Origin of the sequence: Amycolatopsis circi, from assembly GCF_003385235.1 — a bacterium.
Lineage (GTDB): Bacteria > Actinomycetota > Actinomycetes > Mycobacteriales > Pseudonocardiaceae > Amycolatopsis > Amycolatopsis circi.
Window position 1 is genome coordinate 12894 of record NZ_PQIA01000112.1, and the last position, 18706, is coordinate 31599.

Consider the following 18706-nt stretch of genomic DNA (forward strand, 5'->3'; position numbering starts at 1 on the left):
GCAACGGTCGCCCTGGTCGCGGCCTGCTGCCTGCTGACCGCCTGCACGAACGGGACTTCCGCGCCCGCTCCGGTGAGTTCGGCGCGCCCGACCCCGACCACGGCCCCGCCGACCGGCCTCGACGGCGGCGTGGCCACTGGCGGCATCGGGGTGGAGTTGCTGCTGGCCACGTCGCCGCCGACGGTATTCGACGCCGACTCCGGTGTGCGCGGCACGCTGCCCGGCGTTCCCGGCGGGCAGCGCGCGGTGTCAGTGCTGCGCGTCGGCCACACGCCGGTCGTGCTGACCGGGCCGATCTGCTCGCAGGCCGCCTGCGACCCAGCCGAGGTGTACGTCTACCTGGGGCTTTCGCCTCCGCGGTCGCTCGGCAAAGCGGTGAGCGCGGCCCCGGGCGCGGACGGCACCAGCGTGTGGCTGATCCGGGAGGACAGTCCGGACCTCTGCCGGTTGGAACACGTCGCGCTCACCGGCACCTCGTTCGGGCGGGGCACGGTGGCGTCGTGCCACACGATCGTCCGGGTGGAGACATCGCGCGGGCTGCTGATCACCGTCGGCGGCGGCACCGCGGAGACCGTTGACGTCCTGATCGACCCGGCCACCGGACGCACCGTGCAGCAGTCGCCGCGCATCCTCGCCGCAGCTGGTGACCGGCTGGTTCTCGGCGGACTCACCGACTTAACTGTGCTCGACCTGCGCAGCGGAGCGCGGAAACCGGTGACCTTGCCGGTGCCGCAGCCCAACCCGTACGTGCTGCCCAGCCGGGACGGAAACGTCGCCGCGGTCGATTTCGGCACCCCGTCCTTCGCCGGAACCGGCACGCAAACCCGAGACCTGTGGCTGTTGAACCTGCGCGACGGCACCTGGCAGCAGGCTCCGTCGATGCCTTACTCGACGGAGAACCTGAAGCACTCCGGCCTGGAGTGGACCGAAGGCGGAGACCTGGTCTTGGACGACGGGGTCGTCGCGGCGTGGCATCCGGGCGAACCGGCCTGGCGGCTGGGGAAGGCGAAACTCGCTTCCGGGCGGCAAGAAGCCGGGGTCGCGACTTCTTGACTCAGTCCTCGTCCAGCCCGTGCTCGATCGCGTACCGCGCCAGCTCGACCCGGTTGTGCAGCTGGAGCTTCCGCAACGTCGACTGCACGTGGTTCTCCACCGTCCGATGTGACAGCACCAGCCGCTCCGCGATCTGCCGCGCGGTCAAGCCCTTCGCGACCAGCCGGAGCACGTCGGTCTCACGGTCGGTGAGCCGCGGCGGTTCCGGCGCGCCGTCCGGAGCGTCGGCCATCCGCCGGTACTCGCCGAGCACCAGGCCGGCCAGCCCGGCGGTGAACACCGGGTCGCCGTCGGCCGTACGGCGCACCGCGTCCACCAGCTCCGCCGCGGACGCCGATTTCACCAGATAACCGGACGCGCCCGCCTTCACCGCTTCCAGCACGTCGCTGTGCTCGCCGCTGGCCGAGAGCACCAGCACGCGCGTGTCCGGCGCCGCCGCGGTGATCTCGCGGGTCGCCTCGACGCCGGACGTGCTGCCGAGGTTCAGGTCCATCAGCACCACGTCCGGGCGCACCGTGCGCGCGATCCGGATCGCCGCCGGGGCGTCCGGGGCGGTCGCGGCCACCTGGAACCCGTTCTCGCTGAGGTCGCGGGCCACGCCGTCGCGCCACATCGGGTGGTCGTCGACCACCATCACCGAGATCGTCCGTTCCGTCATCGTCCGTCCCTCACCTTCGCGGGCACTCGCACTTCCCACTCCGTGCCCCGGCCGGGCGCGCTGTCCAGCACCGCGGTCCCGCCGAGGTCGGCCACCCGGCCGCGAATCGACTTCACTACCCCGAGACGGCCCTCGGCCGCCGCCCGTTCCAGCCTGCCGCCCTCGATGCCCGGCCCGTCGTCGCGGATGCTCACCACGACCTCGCCGCCGAGGTCTTCCAGCAGCACCCAGGCGTGCGCCTCCGGACCAGCGTGTTTCTCCACGTTGGCCAGTGCTTCGCGGGTGATGGCGACGAGTTCCTCGGTGACGTGCGCGGGCAGGTCCACCGTTCCCGCCGGCGTCGAGACCTGCACCGACGTGGTCGTCAGCAGTCGCAATGCCGAGCGGAGGTCCGCGGTGTCGCCGGACCGGGTCGGTTCGGTGCTGACCAACGCGCGCAACGCGATCTCCTGCTCTCCAGCGAGCCGCGCCAGCTCCGCTGCTTCGCCGCCTACTTCGAGACCGCGACGCCGTACGCGCGCGAGGACCTGAAGCACGCTGTCGTGAATCGAGCGCGCTAGCCGTTCACGCTCGGCCGTCGCTGCTTCGGTGCGAAGGGCGCGCGCGAGCGCTTCGGCGGAGCTGCGCGCGAGTGTCGCCGCCATACCGACAAGGAGGCCGCTCGCGCACAACAGCACACCGTCGCGGATCACGTCGATGTCGACGTTCGCGCGTGCGACACCAGTACCTACTGCCACGACGAGGCCCGCCATTACGCCGCAGCGCGCGCCGAAGCGCGTTGCCATCGCGATCGGCGCCACCGCCGCCCAGACCGTGGTGATCAACGGCGTAGTCGCGTTGTCGAACTGCGCGTCCGACAGGATCCACGGCGACGTGAGCATGAGCGCTGTGGTGAGTACGAGGTCGAAGATCACCAGCCAGCGGTGCCGTCCGTTCTCGCGCATGTACGCCAGACTCGACACGACAGACCACCCGGCCATCACTCCGATGACGAGCCACGCCAGCCACGGCCGCTGGAAGCCAGGGTGGTGCGCGATCGCCACGGCCAGCGCGAACAACCACGTGACGACGCGCAGCACCACGACACCGCGCCACAGCGGCGCCGCCGGATCTCGGGTGATACGAACGGTCACCTCTCGTCTTCGCCGGAACCGGCGTCCTCGTCTTTCTTGTCCTTGCCCGGCTTCTTGGCGTCGGCCTTGTCCGGCGCGGCATTCGGATGCGCGGCCTTGCTGTGCAGCGCGTCGACTGTCGCCGGATCGGGATCGTGTTCGTGCAGCAGGGACCGGATCCCGGCGTTGAGCACGGCCAGCAGCGGCACCGCGAGCAGCGCGCCCGCGATCCCGGCGGCGACCAGGCCGGTGGCGATCGCCAGCACCACCGCGAGCGGGTGCAGCCGCACCGCGCGGCCGAGCAGCAGCGGCTGCAGCACGTGGCTTTCCAGCTGCATCACGCCGATCACGATGGCCAGCACGACCACCGCGCCGATGACGCCCTTCGACACGAGCGCGATCAGCACCGCGACGCCGCCGGTGATCAGCGCGCCGATGATCGGGATGAACGCGCCGAGGAACACCAGCGTCGCCAGCGGAATCACCAGCGGAACCCCGACGATCCACAGCCCGATGCCGATGCCGACCGCGTCGACCACGGCGACCGCCGCCGTCGCGCGGATGTAGCTGACCAGCGACGCGAACCCGCGCCGTCCGGCCACGTTCACCCGGTTGCGCACCCGGTGCGGCACGCCGCGCACCAGGAACGACCAGATGCCGTCGCCGCCGGCGAGGAAGAAGATCGTGACGAAGAGCGTCAGCACGAAGCCGGTGAGGATCTCGCCGACGGTGCCCGCGGTGGTCAGCGCCGTGGTGGTGAGCGACGCCTGGTTGTTCTGCAGGAAGCCGATCGCCTGGTTGATGAAGTCCTGGATCTGCTCCTGGCGCAGGTGCAGCGGACCGTTGATCAGCCAGTCCTTGATCTGGTTGAGGCTCGTGGTCAGCTGCTGCTGCAGTTCGGGGAGGCCGCTGGAGAACTGGGTGATCACGAACGTCAGCAGCCCGCCGAGCACGGCGAGACCGGCCACGAGCACGATCGCCGTGGCGAGCCCGCGGGGGAAGCGGGCCCGCACGAGCCGCGACACCGCCGGGGCCAGCAGCGCCGAAAGCAGCAGCGCGATCGACACCGGCACCACGACCGAGGCGAGATAGCCCAGCAGCCACACCACCGCGTACAGCGCGGCGATCACCACGATGAACCGCCACGACAGCGCGGCGGACACGCGCAGGCCGCGCGGGATGAAGCCGGTGACGTCGACGACTGGTTCGGAAAGGGACGGTTGTTCGCGTTGTCCGCGCCCAGGCTGGCTCACGGGGTCAACCGTATCGGCCCCGCCGTCGAAAACCGGGCGGATCGCCCAGCGGCCGACGCGAATCACCGCTTCTCCGGTTCCGCGCGAACCGACTCCGGAGTAACCGGCCGTCTTCTCCGGGGATGACCCATCGTGAGACCCGGCCACACTCTGTGTTGTTCACACGATGGTGGCATCAAGTCGTGTCGAGGATGCGCGGAGGACCGGAAATTTGGTTGTCTCGGTTTTGCACCACTGCGGAACTGTGCCGTTCCGGCCGAAAACCGAAATCAATTTTTACCCCTTGAGGAGAAATCACCTGTGACGAACGACGCTGTGCACGAGAGGCGGGGCGCGACGCGCTTCGGCCGTCTCGCGTCGCGTGCGTTGTTCGTCGTCGGCGGCGCGCTCGCGGCCACCGCGGCAGCGTGGACCGTCTCCTCTTCGGCCGCTTCGGCGGACACGGTCGACGCGAGCGTCACGCCGGTCACCGACGCGACGGCCGCCGGGATCGGCGACGTCACCGACGGCGTGGCCCGTTTCGCGGGCTCCGTCACCGGTGCCGCGCAAGGACTTTCGTCGTGCGGGCAGAGCGCCACCACGTGGTCTGAACCAGGCACGTCGCGGCCCGCCTGCTCGCTCGATCAGCTCAGCGGTCCGCACCGCGACGACCTTTCCGGCAGCCAGGAGGCCGCCGGCAAGGTCAACACCGCGGTCAGCGACCTCGGCCAGCACGCGGTCGTCAAGCCGGTGGAGCGCACGCTCGGCTCGCTCGAGCACATCGCGCGCAAGCCGCAGGATGCGCGCCAGGTGATCACCGACGCGACCACCCCGCCGCCCGCGGCGCAGGATTTCGGCCGGAAGCTGTGGGACCTGCTCGACCCGAGCACTCCCTCGAACCTGGTCGACCTGCCGAAACTGCCGTCCGCCCCGATTTCCGGATCCGAGCAGCAGTTGCCCGCGCCGGGCATTCCTGAGCAGCCCGCCGCGGCGGAGCAGAACCTCGGCGCCGCCGCGATGACCACGTCCGACGCACTGCAGTCGGTCTTCCCGTCGATGGCCGCGCAGTCCGTGAATCCGGTGCAGGGCGTCGAACTGCCGTCGCGGCACCACGGCGACCGCGGGCTTCCCGGCGCTCCGTTCTCCCCGGCGCAGCTTCCCGCCGCGCCGCTTTCCATCCCGAACTCCCCGGCCGGTGGCAGCACCGCGCCCGGAGGACACCTCGACGGACTGAACTTCGGCGTCCCCTCCTGGGTCGTCGCCGCCGTCGACAACGCCGTCGCGGGTTCGACCCGCGCCGGCCTCGCGCACACGCCGCGCACCCCGGGCGAGCAGCCCGGCGTCACTCCTGACTGATCCACTTCACCCGCGGGGTCTTTGACGCACCCACGGACACCTTTGTGTGCCGTCGCCGTCATCGACAGATACCCCGCGGGTTTTTCGCGCGCTGCGCAATTTCCGCGCACGCATTCCCCGGTGCATTCCGCACCGTCACGAACCCGCAAGGGACCCCGATATGAAGGAGAAAAACCCCATGCAGACCTGGGCAAAGCGCGGACTCCAGACCGCGTTGGTCACGGGTGGGTTGCTGATGCTGGGCACCGGCATCGCCTCGGCCGACGAGAACGTCAATCCCGACACTCCGGCCTCCCCGCTTGATCTCAACGTCACCGTCCCGATCGACGAGGCCAACAACGCGATCGGCACCCCGCTCGGGCAGGTCGACCTCCCGGCGCACCACAACGAGATCAGCACCAAGCCCGTCACCTCGGCCGTGAAGGGAGCGCTCGCCTCGGCGAAGACGCCCGGCGGCTCCGCGGGCAGCCTGACCGACAGCCTCCCGAAGGCGGATGCGCCCCGGCAGCTCACGCCGACCCACGACGCGTTCAAGGGCAACAAGGTCAACGGCGACGTCGTCGTCCCGATCCAGATCGTGGACAACGCGGTCGGCGTCATCGGCGACGCGCACGTGCAGGGCGGCGACCACGACCAGACCTACAGCCACAACCAGGACGTCGCGACCGACGGCAAGTACTCCGGCATCGCGGGCAACGTCGTGGCGCTCGACTACGCGCTCCCGGTGCAGATCGCGGGCAACGGCGTCGGCCTGGCCGGCGGCAGCGGTGCGGTCAAGGGCGGTTCGGCGCACCAGAGCACCAGCGAGACCGGCAACGTCGACACCACCGGCGAGGGCTCGGGCCTGTCCGGCAACGTCGTCGGCGGCCAGTTCGCGACCCCGGTCCAGGTGACCGGCAACGCCGCGTCCTGGATCCTCGGCAACGCCTACAGCGGCGGGTACAACGCCGACACCACCGCCACCTCCGGCGGTTCCATGAAGTCCAACGGCAAGGGCGCCGCGGGCAGCGGCAACGTGGTCGGCGCGCCGATCGCGCTGCCGGTCAAGTTCAACGGCAACGCCGGCGGCGTGTGGGGCTCGGACGCGGACTCCACCTCCAGCTCCTCGGCCGACGCCAAGGCGGGCGACACCCGTCCGGGCAGCCTGCACGGCATCCCGACCTACCTCGAGTCGGACGGCGACCAGTCGTTCCTGTCCGGCAACGCCGCCGCGGCGCAGGCCAGCCCGGTCGCGAACGTCGCGTCCGTCGCCGGTTCGTGGATCGGCAACGCCACCACCGGCCAGGCGCTCGACCGCCAGGCCTCGTCCTCCACCCACGAGACCACCGCCACCTCCGGCGGCTTCGTGAAGACGAGCGGCAACGACGCCGCCGGTTCGGCCAACGTGGTCGACCCGGCAGTGGCGCTCCCGGTCGAGGCGTGCGGCGTCGGCGGCACCTACATCGGCCGCGCGGTCGCCAACTGCGACAACACCACCACCGCCACCTCCGGCGACGGCAGCTACACCACCGGCAACGGCTCGACGCTGACCGGCAACATCGTCAACACCCAGATCGCCGGCGCGCCCGAGGTACACGGCATCGGCGGCAGCCACATCGGCAACGCCTCGGGCACCTCGACCGAGACCAAGACCGTCACCGCGGGCAACTACGACGGCAGCCAGGGCAACGACTCGTCCGGCTCGGGCAACATCGTGCAGGTCCCGGTGGCCGCGCCGGCCGAGGTGTTCGGCGTGGGCGGCTCGTTCATCGGCCAGGGATCGGGCGACGGCTCCGAGACCAAGGTCGTGAAGGCGGGCGGCGGCGGCAACACCGCTGACGACAACGGCTTCCTCAGCTCGAACCTCGCCACCGCGCCGCTGTCCACCCCGGTGCAGCTGTTCGGCATCGGCGGCGCGTTCGTCGGCCAGGGCCACGGCAAGGCCAGCAACGACACCACCTCCACCGCGGGCCAGGACGTGCACGCCACCGGTGCGAAGGGCGCGGGCGCGGGCAACCTCGTCGAGGCCCCGGTTTCGCTGCCGGTTCAGGGCCACGGCGTCGGCGGCGCGGTCGCCGGCATCGGCACCGGCATGTCGGACAACCTGACCGACTCGAAGGCGGGCGGCAACGCCAGCGCCGACGGCAAGGACGGCGCGCTCGCCGGCAACATCGTCAAGGCTCCGATCGCCGGAGCGGGCACGATCTTCGGCGACGGGCTCGCCGGGGGCGCGCTCGGCCACGGCACCGCCACCAACGACATCACCTCGACGGCCGGCGGCGACGCACTCACCAACGGTGACGGCGGCGCGGTCGCGGGCGACATCGTCGGCGTGGACCCCGCGCCGGTCGCGCAGGTCTTCGGCGACGCGGTCTCCGTGGCGGGCGTGTCCTCGGGCGACGCCATGAACAACACCGTCGTCACCGACGCCGGCAAGGACACCACCTCGGGCGTGGAGGGCTCGCTCTCGGGCGACATCCTCGACTTCCCGGTCACGGCCGTCGCGCAGGTCTTCGGCGACGCGGTCGCCGTGGGCGGCGTGGCGCACGCGGTCGGCGACAACGTGACCACGGTGACCGACGGCAACGACGCCACCAGCACCGACGGCACGGGCTCCGCGCTGTCCGGCTTCGACTACTACCACCCGCTGGGTGCGCTGGTGCAGGTCTTCGGGGTTCCGCTGGAGGTGCTCGGCGTGGCCACCGCCGAGGCCCCCAACTCGACCACGGTCGACCCCGAGCCGGCCATCGACGTGCCGTTCGGCGGCGAGATGGGCGCTGACCAGCTCCCCGCGCTGCCTGCGGTTCCGGGCCTGCCGGGCGGTTCCTCGGCCGCGCCGTCGCTGCCCTCGGCTCCGGCCCTGCCGGCGCTGCCGGGCCTGTCGGGTCTGCCCACCGCGACCACGCTGCCCGCCCCGGCACTGCCGGGCACCCAGCGTGCCGACGTGCCGCAGGTCAGCGGACTGTCCGCGCTGAACCAGCTCAACCAGCTGAAGGGTGCTTCGGCGCTGCCTTCGGTTTCCGGGCTGCAGAACGGCATCCACCTGCCGTCGGCCCCGGCGGTTCCGGGTCTGCCGGGCGTTCCGGCCCTGCCGGGCGCGGGCGCCGAGCGGGCCGACGTTCCGGCTCTGCCGGCCGTTCCCGCTCAGCTGCCGGTGAAGACGTCGCTGCCGACGCTGAACCAGCTGCCGGCCGTCGCCGCGCTGCCCGCCGTGCCGGGGGTCCCGACGACGCTGCCGACCACGATGCCGACCGCTCCGGCCGTGCCGGCGCTCGGTGACGCGACCGGCCCGCTGGGTGCGTTCCAGAAGCTGGCCGCGAAGGTGACCAGCATCTTCAAGAAGTGAACCGCTTCGCCTGAAGCGTGCCGGGGGTAACCCCGAACGGGCCCGGAAGCCACGTGCTTCCGGGCCCGTTTTGCGTGCTGCGTCAGGAAAATTCGAGCGACCGCTTCGCCAGGCCGTGCCAGAAACCGTCGATCACCGTGCGGCCTTCGCCCTCGGCCGAGCTGGCGCCGAGCGACACGAACAGCGGCGCGAAGTGTTCGATCCGCGGGTGTGCCATCGCGGCGGCGGGCGCCTTGTGCTGGAAGTCGAGCAACGCGTCGAGGTCGCGGTCGCGCAGCGCTTCGTCGCCCCAGTGGTCGAACTCCGCGGACCATCCCGGCGGGGTTCCGTTGGCACCATTGACTTCCTGCATCGCGCGAAGGTTGTGAGTGAAGAATCCGCTGCCGATGATCAGCACGCCCTCGTCGCGCAGCGGCGCGAGCTTGCGGCCGAGGTCGTAGAGCGCCCGCGGGTCGAGCGAGGGCATGGAAATCTGCAGCACCGGGACGTCGGCGTCGGGGAACATCTCCACCAGCGGGACGTACGCGCCGTGGTCGAGGCCGCGGTCCGGGGCGTCGTGCACCGGGATGTCGGTCGAATGCAGCAGCTTTCGCACCCGCGCGGCCAGCTCCGGAGCGCCCGGCGCGGGGTATTTGACCTGGTAGTAGCGCTCGGGGAAGCCCCAGAAGTCGTAGACGAGCGGGACAGTCGCGGTCGCCCCGAGGGTCAGCGGAGCCTCTTCCCAGTGCGCCGAAACGACCAGGATCGCCCGAGGTTTCGCCAGGTCAGCGGACCATTGGGCGAGCTGCCTTGTCCACGTCTCGTCGTCGGCGAGCGGCGGCGCACCGTGGCTCAGGTACAGGACCGGCGTGCGGGTCGCCATGGCTGCCTCCATGTGTTTGAAAGTTCAACTACTACTGTACGCCTGGATCACGGACTTGGCGAATTCGTCTTCGGCGGTCCAGCGGATGCGGCAGACTCCCCTGGTGAAGTTCTTCTGCTACCACCGCGACCGTCCCGGCTCCGCCGCGTTGCGCACCGAGCTGATCGAAGAACATTGGTCCTATATGGACGGATTCGCCGCCGAGTTGATCGCGCGCGGCCCGACCCTGGACGGCGAAACCCCGACCGGCAGCGTGCACATCGTCGACCTCCCGGACGCCGCCGCGGTGCGCGAATTCGCTTTCGCCGAACCGAATTACCAGGCCGGTGCCTACCGGGACGTCCTGATTCGCCGCTGGGACAACGCTCTTGGCCGCACCATGTGGGAATTCCCCGGCGACCCGGAGGCGGCGAACCTGTATTTGGTGCTGGGCTTAGGTTCCGGCCCCGCCGTCGACCTCGAACCGGCCGTGACGGATGCCTTGATCGCTTACGGGCCGCTGTGGTCCGACGACGGCACCGCGTGGCTCGGCACGGCAGCCTTGGTGCAAGCCGCCGATGCCGACGCGGCACGCGGAATCCTTACTGCTGAGCGCTACGCCGCGATCGAGGTGCACTACTGGCAACCCGGCGGCCGTTCCTGATCGTCAGCGGGCGTACCGCCACACGATTCCGCCAGCGGTGAGCGCGGCGAGTGCGAGAAGCGCGGCGAAAACCGTTGAGCCGGTGGCGATTCCGAGAGCGTCGCTGAGATAGCCGGTGCCGACGGGCAGCAGCGCGGCCGGAAGGTAGCCGCCGAAGTTGAGCAGTGCGTTGGCCTCGGCGCGCCGCCGCTCGGGCACGTGGGTGCTGATCAGAGTGAGCCCGCCGAGCTGGCCCAGCCCTTGCGCGGCCCCCGCGAGCACAGCGGTCACAACGATGGCCGCGATCCACTGCGCGTGGACAGCGACCAGCAACGCCACCATGCAAGCGACCCCCGCCGCCGCGCCGGTGAGCAGGATGGCGCGCACCTCGAGCCGCTTGGCCGCGAACTGAACCGCAGTCGCCGCACCGAACATGACGAACGCGGTCGCCCCGGCGAGCAGGCGATTGCTGGTGCCGAGCACGCTGGCCAGCAGCGCCGGTCCGAGCGACAGCACGAACGACGTCGAGGTGATGCCCGGCGCGAAAACCGCGATCCCGAGCGCGACGTACTTGCGCTGCGCCCGCGGCACCGCTGGGACTCGCACCCAATCGCCCGCACCGGCATCGACCGGCCGCCGCAGCGGTAGCCGAATAACCACGACGGCCGCGCTGAGCAGGAGCACAGCGGAAACCACAAAGATCGTCACCGTCGGCCCGGGCAGGGTTTCCGACAGTGCTCCGGCAAGCAGTGGCCCGAGCCCGGCTCCGAACACCATCGCGGTAGACGCCGCGAGCGTCGAGGTGCGAGCGCGTTCCGGCCCGCCGACGTCGACGACCGCCGCCATCCCCGCCGACACCGTGATGCCGACCGCGATCCCGGCGAGTAACCGAGCGGCCGCCAACGCGACCACCGACGTCGCGACGGCGAACAGCCCGCACGCGATCAGCGCGAGCAGAACACCAGGCAGCACAACAGGTTTACGCCCAAGCCGATCGGAGGCGCGGCCAGCCACGAGTAAGGCGGCCAGCAATCCGGCGATGTAGGCCGCGAAGATCACCGTGAGCGTGCCGGCGGAGAACCCGAGCCGGTGCTGCCACAGCACGTACAGCGGAGTGGGCGCGTTCGAAAGCACGAACACCGCGGTGACCGGCCACGCGGCCAGCCAGGGACTAGCGACCCGCGAGGGCGCGACGACGGCCATGGATCCTCCAGTACGAGATAAGTCGAACTGCTCGAATCTAGCACCAGTTCGACTAAACTCGTACTGGAGTGGTTGAATGGCGGCATGCGCTCGTCCTCGGTGCCCGACCCGGATGTCCCACCGGCCGAACTTCCGCCGCCGCTGCCCGAGCCGGCGCGCGAAGACCTGCGGCTGGAGATCGTCCTGGGCGCCCTGAGCGACCCGCTGCGGCTGACGATCGTGCGAAAACTGCTGCTGGAACGCGAGGCCTACGACCATCCGTGCGGCTGGTTCGGCTTCGACCGTCCGAAATCGTCGCTGACCCACCACTTCAAGGCGTTGCGGGAGGCGGGCGTCCTGCGGCAGCGGCAGTACGGGCTGGAACGACGCAGCCGGGTGCGCGCAGAGGATCTCAACGCACGCTTCCCCGGACTGCTGGACCTAGTCGCCGACTGGCAGGCCGCTTCCTAGGCGGTCGGCTTCGGATAATGCGGCCGGAGGTTGGCCGCGAGGATCCGGTCGAGCATGCGGTCCGGCACTACCCGCGACAGGCGAGTGATCAGCGCGGCGTCCCGGCCGACGGTGTAGCGGGTGCGAGGTTTTCGGGCGGTCACGGCCTTCGCGATCACCCTTGCCGCGGCGTCGGCGGATTTGCCGTTGGGCATGTGCGCGGCGGCGTGCGTGTTGACCGCTTCGAGCAGCCTTCCGTAGCGATCGCGCTGTTGCGGGGACATGGCGTCGGCCTGCTGGTTTGTGGCGGCGATGACCCGGTCCGGCATCTGCGTGCGGACCGCGCCGGGTTCGACGACGACCACCGGTACGCCGAGCGGCGCCAGCTCCCGGCGCAACGAATCGCTGACTGCCTCAAGGGCGAACTTCGTGCCCGCGTAGGGCCCGTAGGTGGGCAAGGCGACGCGGCCGCCGACTGAGCTGATGTTGATCACTCGGCCGGAATGGCGCAGCAGAGCGGGCAGCAGTGCTTGGGTGACGGCGACGTGGCCGAAGAGATTGACCTCGAACTGCCGTCGCCATTCGCTCAACGGCAGAGTTTCGACGGGTGCGTTGATCTGGATCGCAGCGTTGTTCACCAATGCCCGCAGCGGACCCGCCTGCTGATCGACGCGGGCGGCGAGTTCGGCGATGTGGTCGGGCTGGGTGATGTCGAGGATGACCGGCTCGATGCCGTCGGCACGCAATGCGTCAGCGTCGCGCTCGCGGCGAACTCCCGCGATGACGTGGCACCCCTGACGGGCCAGTTCGCGCGCGGTAGCGGCGCCGATCCCGGTCGAAGCTCCCGTGATGACTGCTGTCCCACTCTCAGATGACGTTGTCACCTCAGCGAGGGTAAGCAGCTCAGCTGACGTTGTCAACTGTATGCTGAACGGCATGGTCACCCGTGCGGAATCCGCTGCCGCGACGCGTCGCGCCCTGCTGGACGCGGCCGCTGGCCTGCTGGACAGCGGCGGCCCGGACGCGGTGACGTTGCGCGAGGTCGGCGCGCGGGCGGGGGTCAGCCGCGGCGCGCCGTATCGGCACTTCCCGGACAAGGACAGCCTGCTGACCACCATCGCGGCCGAAGCCCTGAACCGGCTCGCGGACGAGGTGCACGCGGTGCGCACCGATCCGCAGGTACCCACGGACGAGACGCTGCACCGCGGCCTGGCCGCGCTGATGACGATCGGTCGCCGTCAGCCGCACCTGTACCGGTTGATGTTCGCCGCGCCAGTTGGCGCCGCGGCCGTGATCGACGCGGCGGTGCAGGCTGGCGACCGCGCGATGGACGAGTTTCTCGCCATCGTCGGCGATCTAGTCGGCCCCGAGCACGCCCGGCGATTCGCGGCACTGCTGCTGACCAGCGCGCACGGGATCACGGACATGGAGGTCAGCGGCCACCTGTCCGCGGAGAAGTGGCAGGTCACGGCTGAGGAACTCGTCTCGACCCTGGTGTCGATGATCGATCGGCAGGCCCGGCCGTAGAACTTTGAGGAACGATCGTTCTTGACTGATCATTCCTCAAAAGTCTAGGGTCGGGGCATGGGCAGGCAACGGGCGTTCGACGAGGACGAGGTGGTGCGCGCCGCGGTGGGGTTGTTCGGTGGCCGCGCGTACGACGGAGTGTCCGTCGACGACCTCGTCACCCGCCTCGGCGTGCACCGCAACAGCCTGTACAAGACGTTCGGCAGCAAGCGCGGTCTCTACCTGATCGCCCTGCGCCGCCACCTCGCCGACGACGTCCGTCCCCTGGCCGAAGCGCTCGCCGCAGCAACGGATGCCGCGGCCGCGCTGTCGCTCGTCACGTCGGCAGACCTCGATCTGCTGCTGCTTGCGGCGGCCGAACGGGCACCGGCCGACGAGGAGGTGGCGGCCGAAGTGACCGCAGCGCTGGCCGTGCTCGACCAGGCGATCGCCGACGCACTGGGCATCTCCGCAGACCTGGCCGCCGCCCTCACCTCCGCCGCGCTGGGCCTCCGCCTGCGCGGCAACCCCGAGGGTGCCGGCACCGCGCTGTCCCACCGCCTCGATCCCCTTAACTGACAAGGAAAAAGACATGGCACTGGTCAACATCGACGGCGACGAACTCGTGGTCGTGATCGAGGGTCTCGACAAACTCTGGGCCTTCAAGAGCAGCCTGACCATCCCGCTGGCCAACGTCCGCGGCGCGACCGCGGACCCCGGCATCGCCGCTGACCCCAAAGGGATTCGCGCGCCGGGCGCCCACCTGCCCGGCGTGATCACGGCGGGCACGTTCCACCTCGACGGGGAGAAAGTCTTCTGGGACGTCAAAGACGCGTCGAAGGCCGTGGTGATCGAACTCGCCGACGAGCGCTACGCCCGCCTGGTCGTCCAGGTCGAGGACCCCCGCGCGACCGTCGCGCTGGTCGAGAACGCCGTGCGGTGAGCCGATGTTCTCCCACCTCACGGCAGTCGTGCTGTCGTTGGCCGTCGTGACCGCCGCCCCGGCCGAGGCGACGTCCAGCCTCGTGCCCGCCACCGACCGCGAGGTCGTCTTCACTGTCGACGGGACGCCGACCTACGGCACCCTGCACGTTCCCGCACACCGGCACGGGCAGCGATTGCGCGCCGCACTGCTGCTGCCCGGCAGCGGACCCACCGACCGCGACGGCAACCAACCGCACCTGTCCCCGAACACGCTGGCGCAGGTCGTCGACGCACTCGATCGCGACCGGGTCGCCACGCTGCGGTTCGACAAGTACGGCACCGGCCGCACCGGGCTAGGCGCCTATCGCGACCACCCGGAAACGCTGGACTACCCGGCATTCGTCCGGCAGGCGAAGGCCGCCTACGAGTCGTTGCGCGACCAGCCGGAGACGAACCCGCACGCGTTGACGGTCGTCGGGCACAGCGAAGGCGCGATGACCGCGTTGCTGCTCGGCGGCATCGTCCGTCCTCGCCCGATCGGCCTGGCACTGCTGCAACCGCAGGCGCTCCGCCTGCTGGACTTGGTCGCTCTGCAACTGCACGCCCAGATCGCGGAAGCGGTCCGGCAAGGCCAGCTCACCCCGCAGCAACAGCACACGATCGACGCGGCGATCGACGCCGCCGTCACCGCCCTGCGCGAACACCGACCGGTCGACCCCACCGGCCTGCCGCCCGCCGTCGCCCAGCTTTTCACGGGCTTCCAAGGGCAGAACAGCCGATTCGTGGACAGCGACGACGCCGTCTATCCGCCAGCCACCGTCGCGGCCCTGCGGCCGGAGACCCGGGTCCTGCTGACCTGCGGCACGAACGACGTCCAAGTCACTTGCGCCACCACGGATGCCTTGACCACCGCGCTGCGCCGCGCGCACGTCAGCGGACCGGGCCGGGTACGGCTGCCCGGAGTGGACCACCTGCTGCACGACGCCGTCCACCCGAACACCCTCGCCCCGGCGGCGCTCGACGCCCTGCACCGATTCGCGCGGCGCTGAGGAAGAGGACGTACCGCGGCCAGCTCTGCCGGGCTCGCGTCAGTCGTGGGCCAGGTCGGCGAACCGGCTGTAGTGCAGCTGGTGCGCGACCACGATCGTGCTGGTCGGACCGGCACGGTGCTTCGCCAGGATCAGGTCGGCTTCCCCGGCTCGCGGGTCGTCGCGTTCCCAGGCGTCGGGGCGGTTGATCAGGATGACGATGTCCGCGTCCTGCTCCAGGGAACCGGATTCACGCAGGTCCGACAGCATCGGCTTCTTGTCGGTGCGCTGTTCCGGACCACGGTTCAGCTGGGAGATCGCGATCACCGGCACCTCGATCTCCTTCGCCAGCAGCTTCAGCTGACGGGAGAACTCCGAGACTTCCTGCTGCCGCGATTCGACGCGCTTGCCGGACGTCATCAGCTGCAGGTAGTCGACGACCACGAGCTTGAGGTCGTGCCGCTGCTTGAGCCGGCGGGCCTTCGCGCGGATCTCCATCATCGTCATGTTCGGCGAGTCGTCGACGAACAGCGGGGCCTCCGACACCTCGCTCATCCGCCGGGCCAGACGCGTCCAGTCGTCGTCGGACATCTTGCCGCCTCGCATGTCGGCAAGGCGGATTTTCGCCTCGGCCGACAGCATGCGCATCACGATCTCGGTCCGGCTCATTTCCAGCGAGAAGATGACGCTGGTCAGGCCGTGCTTGATGGACGCCGATCGGACGAAGTCCAGTCCCAAAGTCGACTTGCCGACACCGGGTCGGGCCGCGACGATGATCATCTGGCCGGGGTGCAGGCCGTTGGTCAGCTCGTCGAAGTCGGCGAACCCGGTCGGGATGCCCTGGGACTGGCCGCCGCGCGAGGCGATCGCGTCGATCTCGTCCATGGTCGGCTGGAGCAGGTCCTCCAGCGCGACGTAGTCCTCGCTCGTGCGGCGTTCGGTGACGTCGTAGATCGCGGCCTGCGCGCGGTCGACGACCTCGTCGATGTTCGCGCCGTCGGCCGCGGCCGCGCCGTAGCCGTACTGCACGATGCGCGTGCCCGCTTCCACGAGCCGGCGCAGCACCGCCTTCTCGGACACGATCTCGGCGTAGTAGCCCGCGTTGGCCGCGGTGGGCACGGTCGCGATGAGGGTGTGCAGGTACGGCGCCCCGCCGACGCGGCCGAGTTCGCCGCGCCGTTCCAGTTCGGCCGCCACGGTGATCGGGTCGGCCGGTTCGCCGCGGCCGTAGAGGTCGAGGATGCAGTCGTACACGGCCTGGTGCGCGGGCCGGTAGAAATCGCCGGGGCCGAGCGCTTCGATGACGTCGGCGACCGCGTCCTTCGACAGCAGCATGCCGCCGAGCACGGACTGCTCCGCCGCGATGTCCTGCGGCGGCTGGCGGTCGAACCCGCCAGGGCCGGGGTCGCTGGGACCCGGATCGGACTCCGCGTACGCCGGACCGCGGTCATCGGTCACCGCCACTGCCCGGACACCTCCCCTCGCCCCGCCGTCGTTCCGGCCGGCCCCGTCGTCTCGCGTGCGCCTGTCCTGAGCCGAACCGCGTCCGCCGCCCGCCTCGCGCGAAGGCCGGTCCATGCGAACACCTGTTCGAGTATGCCGGAGTCTGCCCGGCTTTCCCAATCGCCCGTCCGGCCCTCTTCGATGATGGACCGGCCGGTTCCCCGCGCCGGTGACCGCCACGCGGGGCCACCGGGAGTACTGGGCGCGAACGCACGCTAGATCCCCCGGAAGGACGAGCGCAATTCCGGGTGTTGACCGTCCTGTGGACAACCTGTGGATGACTGAGGGCAACTAATCACAGGTGCCGGTGAGCCTGTGGACAAAGTGGGGACAGTGCTGATCGGCTTCAGTAAACCCGCTGGTCAAGGCCTGTGTAGAGACTGTGGAGAACTTCGTGAAAACTCATCCGGCGTGTCGTGTCGAACTGGTTCTTCGGCGTGTCGCACCGGCGACGATCCACTGCCCTGTGGATGATTGCTACGCACGGTAGATGACTGACCCGATGGGCTGAACGAAGGAGAATTCCACACCTGGCCCACCCGGCGACTACCAGCGGTGACCAATCCGGGAAAAGCGCAGGTTAACCGGGCGCAAACGCGAAACCGGGTGGGGTTCACCGCTCGGCCACCTCGCGGTGCCGTGTCGGAAACCCCACCCGGAGTAACGCTCGGGGCGGTCAGCCCAAGGCGCTTTGGGCTTGGCGGAGCCGTTCGGAGATCGTCTGCCTGGACCACGGCGTGTACACGAGGATGGATTCGCGGCCCGGCCGCTCCTCCATCAGCCAGCGCCCTTCGTCGATGTCCACGAAGTTGATCGGCTTGGGAATTCGCCTGCGGGTGCCGCTCGGTGTCCGGGCAGCGACGTACAACGTGCCATTGCCGATGCGCGGCGCCTGCATGATCCGCTGAATCTCCTTCAGCGGGGAGGCTGGTTGCTTCCGGCTCTGGTCGGTGACCATGATCGAACTCCGCGGTTCAGCGGACTCATTGGCCTTCCCGGACTCGAACTCCTTGCGGTCGACAAGCAGGGCTTGCCCAGAGGGCGTTCGGGCGGCCGGAATGATGTCCAGGAAGGTTTCGAGGAGCAGTTCCGGCCGTTGCCGCGTAACCGCGATCGTCGGCTGGCGGCCGACCCTGACCAGGCCGAAGCCGCCGCCGTTGCCACTGCCCACCAGCGCGGAAAAGTTAGCCGGGCTGCCGTCCTCGAACTGACCGTCAAACCAGCCGTAATACTCGAAATACGGCCGCGAGATGGAGTCGATCAGCGCGAGCAGATCGCGGTCGATCCCTCGCGGCCCCATCAACCCTGCCTGCTGCAGACCCGCATTGACCTGCTCGTCCAGCTTGCGCTGATCCTCTGGCACGTAGAACGCGGCCGTCTCGCCGATGACTTTGTGCGGCTCCGCGCCACGTCGCCGGATCAGGTTGCAGAGCGTGTAGGCGGTGAAGGTCACGGGCCGGTCGAGAGTGATCACGTCGCCGATCCTCATTCACCGATGACCGGCGGAACGGTCATCTGGTCGGAGCCGAAGATGTCGTTGCCGTCTTCTTCCAGCAGGTACTTGGTCTGGTGCTCCTCGTCCTCCTGGCCCTTGCCGCCCTTGGCTCCGCCTCCCATGCCGCCCATGCCTGCCGCACCGGCCTTGCCAGCCGCGCCGGCACCACGCATGCCGCCCATGGCACCAGCGCCACCGGCACCCGCACCGGCCCCGCCTGCCGCCGCACCGGAACCGCTGCCGCCGGGGCCGGAGCCCGCCCCGCCGAATCCGCCGGGCCCGAAGGCTCCGCCGGCACCGCTGCCGCTGCCGCCACCGCTGCCGCCGCCGTCTCCGCTGCCGCCACCGCCCGGGCCTTAGGCCGTCCCTTATACACATCTGACGCCCCCGACGAATAG

18 protein-coding genes are annotated in these 18706 nt (G+C 70.1%); 9 read left to right on the plus strand and 9 right to left on the minus strand.

All coding sequences use genetic code 11. The features are described from left to right. Positions 1–72 precede the first annotated feature (72 nt). Positions 73–1053: a hypothetical protein gene (locus D0D37_RS34645; RefSeq protein WP_116204804.1), complete on the plus strand. Its 981-nt coding sequence runs from the start codon at positions 73–75 to the stop codon at positions 1051–1053. Between the two features lies 1 nt (position 1054). Here the strand turns inward: D0D37_RS34645 and D0D37_RS34650 are convergent, their stop codons facing one another. From D0D37_RS34650 to D0D37_RS34660, 3 genes are read right to left on the minus strand one after another with little or no spacing between them, the layout of a single operon-like run. Next, positions 1055–1711 (minus strand): response regulator, encoded by a 657-nt coding sequence (locus tag D0D37_RS34650; RefSeq protein ID WP_116204805.1) that lies wholly within the window; start codon positions 1709–1711, stop codon positions 1055–1057. Next, on the minus strand, positions 1708–2844 hold the full coding sequence (gene macS / locus D0D37_RS34655) for a MacS family sensor histidine kinase (RefSeq protein ID WP_116204806.1): 1137 nt from the start codon (positions 2842–2844) through the stop codon (positions 1708–1710). The genes D0D37_RS34650 and macS overlap by 4 nt, the downstream gene beginning before the upstream one ends. Then, positions 2841–4076 carry an AI-2E family transporter gene (locus tag D0D37_RS34660; RefSeq protein WP_116204819.1) on the minus strand — a complete coding sequence of 412 codons (1236 nt, stop codon included), beginning with the start codon at positions 4074–4076 and terminating at the stop codon, positions 2841–2843. Before D0D37_RS34660 ends, macS begins: the two co-directional genes overlap by 4 nt. Before the next feature lie 300 nt (positions 4077–4376). Between D0D37_RS34660 and D0D37_RS34665 the strand changes: the two genes are divergently transcribed. Together D0D37_RS34665 and D0D37_RS34670 are read left to right on the plus strand one after the other, a co-directional pair. Next, positions 4377–5411, plus strand: coding sequence for a hypothetical protein (locus tag D0D37_RS34665; protein ID WP_116204807.1), 1035 nt, complete (start codon positions 4377–4379; stop codon positions 5409–5411). 178 nt (positions 5412–5589) lie between these two features. Beyond that, on the plus strand, positions 5590–8736 hold the full coding sequence (locus D0D37_RS34670; protein ID WP_244223785.1) for a beta strand repeat-containing protein: 3147 nt from the start codon (positions 5590–5592) through the stop codon (positions 8734–8736). Between the two features lie 82 nt (positions 8737–8818). Here the strand turns inward: D0D37_RS34670 and D0D37_RS34675 are convergent, their stop codons facing one another. Further along, entirely contained in the window at positions 8819–9598 is a 780-nt protein-coding gene (locus tag D0D37_RS34675) for a dioxygenase family protein (RefSeq protein ID WP_116204809.1), read from the minus strand. Positions 9599–9701: 103 nt separating this feature from the next. Between D0D37_RS34675 and D0D37_RS34680 the strand changes: the two genes are divergently transcribed. Beyond that, positions 9702–10241 (plus strand): YciI family protein, encoded by a 540-nt coding sequence (locus D0D37_RS34680; RefSeq protein ID WP_116204820.1) that lies wholly within the window; start codon positions 9702–9704, stop codon positions 10239–10241. A 3-nt stretch (positions 10242–10244) separates the two neighbouring features. On the opposite strand, the gene D0D37_RS34685 is transcribed toward D0D37_RS34680, so the two are convergent. After that, positions 10245–11423 (minus strand): MFS transporter, encoded by a 1179-nt coding sequence (locus tag D0D37_RS34685; protein ID WP_116204810.1) that lies wholly within the window; start codon positions 11421–11423, stop codon positions 10245–10247. An 84-nt stretch (positions 11424–11507) separates the two neighbouring features. Between D0D37_RS34685 and D0D37_RS34690 the strand changes: the two genes are divergently transcribed. Further along, complete coding sequence (locus D0D37_RS34690) at positions 11508–11873, plus strand: ArsR/SmtB family transcription factor (protein WP_116204811.1); 366 nt, start codon at positions 11508–11510, stop codon at positions 11871–11873. Here the strand turns inward: D0D37_RS34690 and D0D37_RS34695 are convergent. After that, positions 11870–12736 carry an SDR family NAD(P)-dependent oxidoreductase gene (locus tag D0D37_RS34695; protein WP_244223786.1) on the minus strand — a complete coding sequence of 289 codons (867 nt, stop codon included), beginning with the start codon at positions 12734–12736 and terminating at the stop codon, positions 11870–11872. The two genes, D0D37_RS34690 and D0D37_RS34695, sit on opposite strands and share 4 nt — an antisense overlap. Positions 12737–12788: 52 nt before the next feature. Between D0D37_RS34695 and D0D37_RS34700 the strand changes: the two genes are divergently transcribed. The 4 genes from D0D37_RS34700 to D0D37_RS34715 are packed head-to-tail and all read left to right on the plus strand — an operon-like array spanning position 12789 to position 15331. Further along, positions 12789–13379, plus strand: a complete 591-nt coding sequence (locus D0D37_RS34700; protein ID WP_116204821.1) for a TetR/AcrR family transcriptional regulator — start codon at positions 12789–12791, stop codon at positions 13377–13379. A gap of 57 nt (positions 13380–13436) precedes the next feature. Further along, a complete protein-coding gene (locus tag D0D37_RS34705; RefSeq protein ID WP_116204813.1) occupies positions 13437–13937 on the plus strand; it encodes a TetR/AcrR family transcriptional regulator in 501 nt (166 codons plus the stop codon). 13 nt (positions 13938–13950) lie between these two features. After that, a complete protein-coding gene (locus D0D37_RS34710; protein ID WP_116204814.1) occupies positions 13951–14301 on the plus strand; it encodes a hypothetical protein in 351 nt (116 codons plus the stop codon). A 4-nt stretch (positions 14302–14305) separates the two neighbouring features. Beyond that, positions 14306–15331, plus strand: coding sequence for an alpha/beta fold hydrolase (locus D0D37_RS34715; protein WP_116204815.1), 1026 nt, complete (start codon positions 14306–14308; stop codon positions 15329–15331). 39 nt (positions 15332–15370) lie between these two features. Here D0D37_RS34715 and dnaB read toward each other — a convergent pair whose 3' ends face one another. The 3 genes from dnaB to D0D37_RS48915 all read right to left on the minus strand — a co-directional run bounded on the left by dnaB (position 15371) and on the right by D0D37_RS48915 (position 18481). Next, the gene (gene dnaB / locus D0D37_RS34720) at positions 15371–16774 is read right to left on the minus strand and encodes a replicative DNA helicase (protein WP_037809085.1); all 1404 of its coding nucleotides are present in this window, start codon (positions 16772–16774) and stop codon (positions 15371–15373) included. Positions 16775–17489: 715 nt separating this feature from the next. Beyond that, positions 17490–18287, minus strand: a complete 798-nt coding sequence (locus D0D37_RS34725; RefSeq protein ID WP_116204822.1) for an ESX secretion-associated protein EspG — start codon at positions 18285–18287, stop codon at positions 17490–17492. A gap of 11 nt (positions 18288–18298) precedes the next feature. Then, on the minus strand, positions 18299–18481 hold the full coding sequence (locus D0D37_RS48915; protein ID WP_167493615.1) for a hypothetical protein: 183 nt from the start codon (positions 18479–18481) through the stop codon (positions 18299–18301). Positions 18482–18706 lie beyond the last annotated feature (225 nt).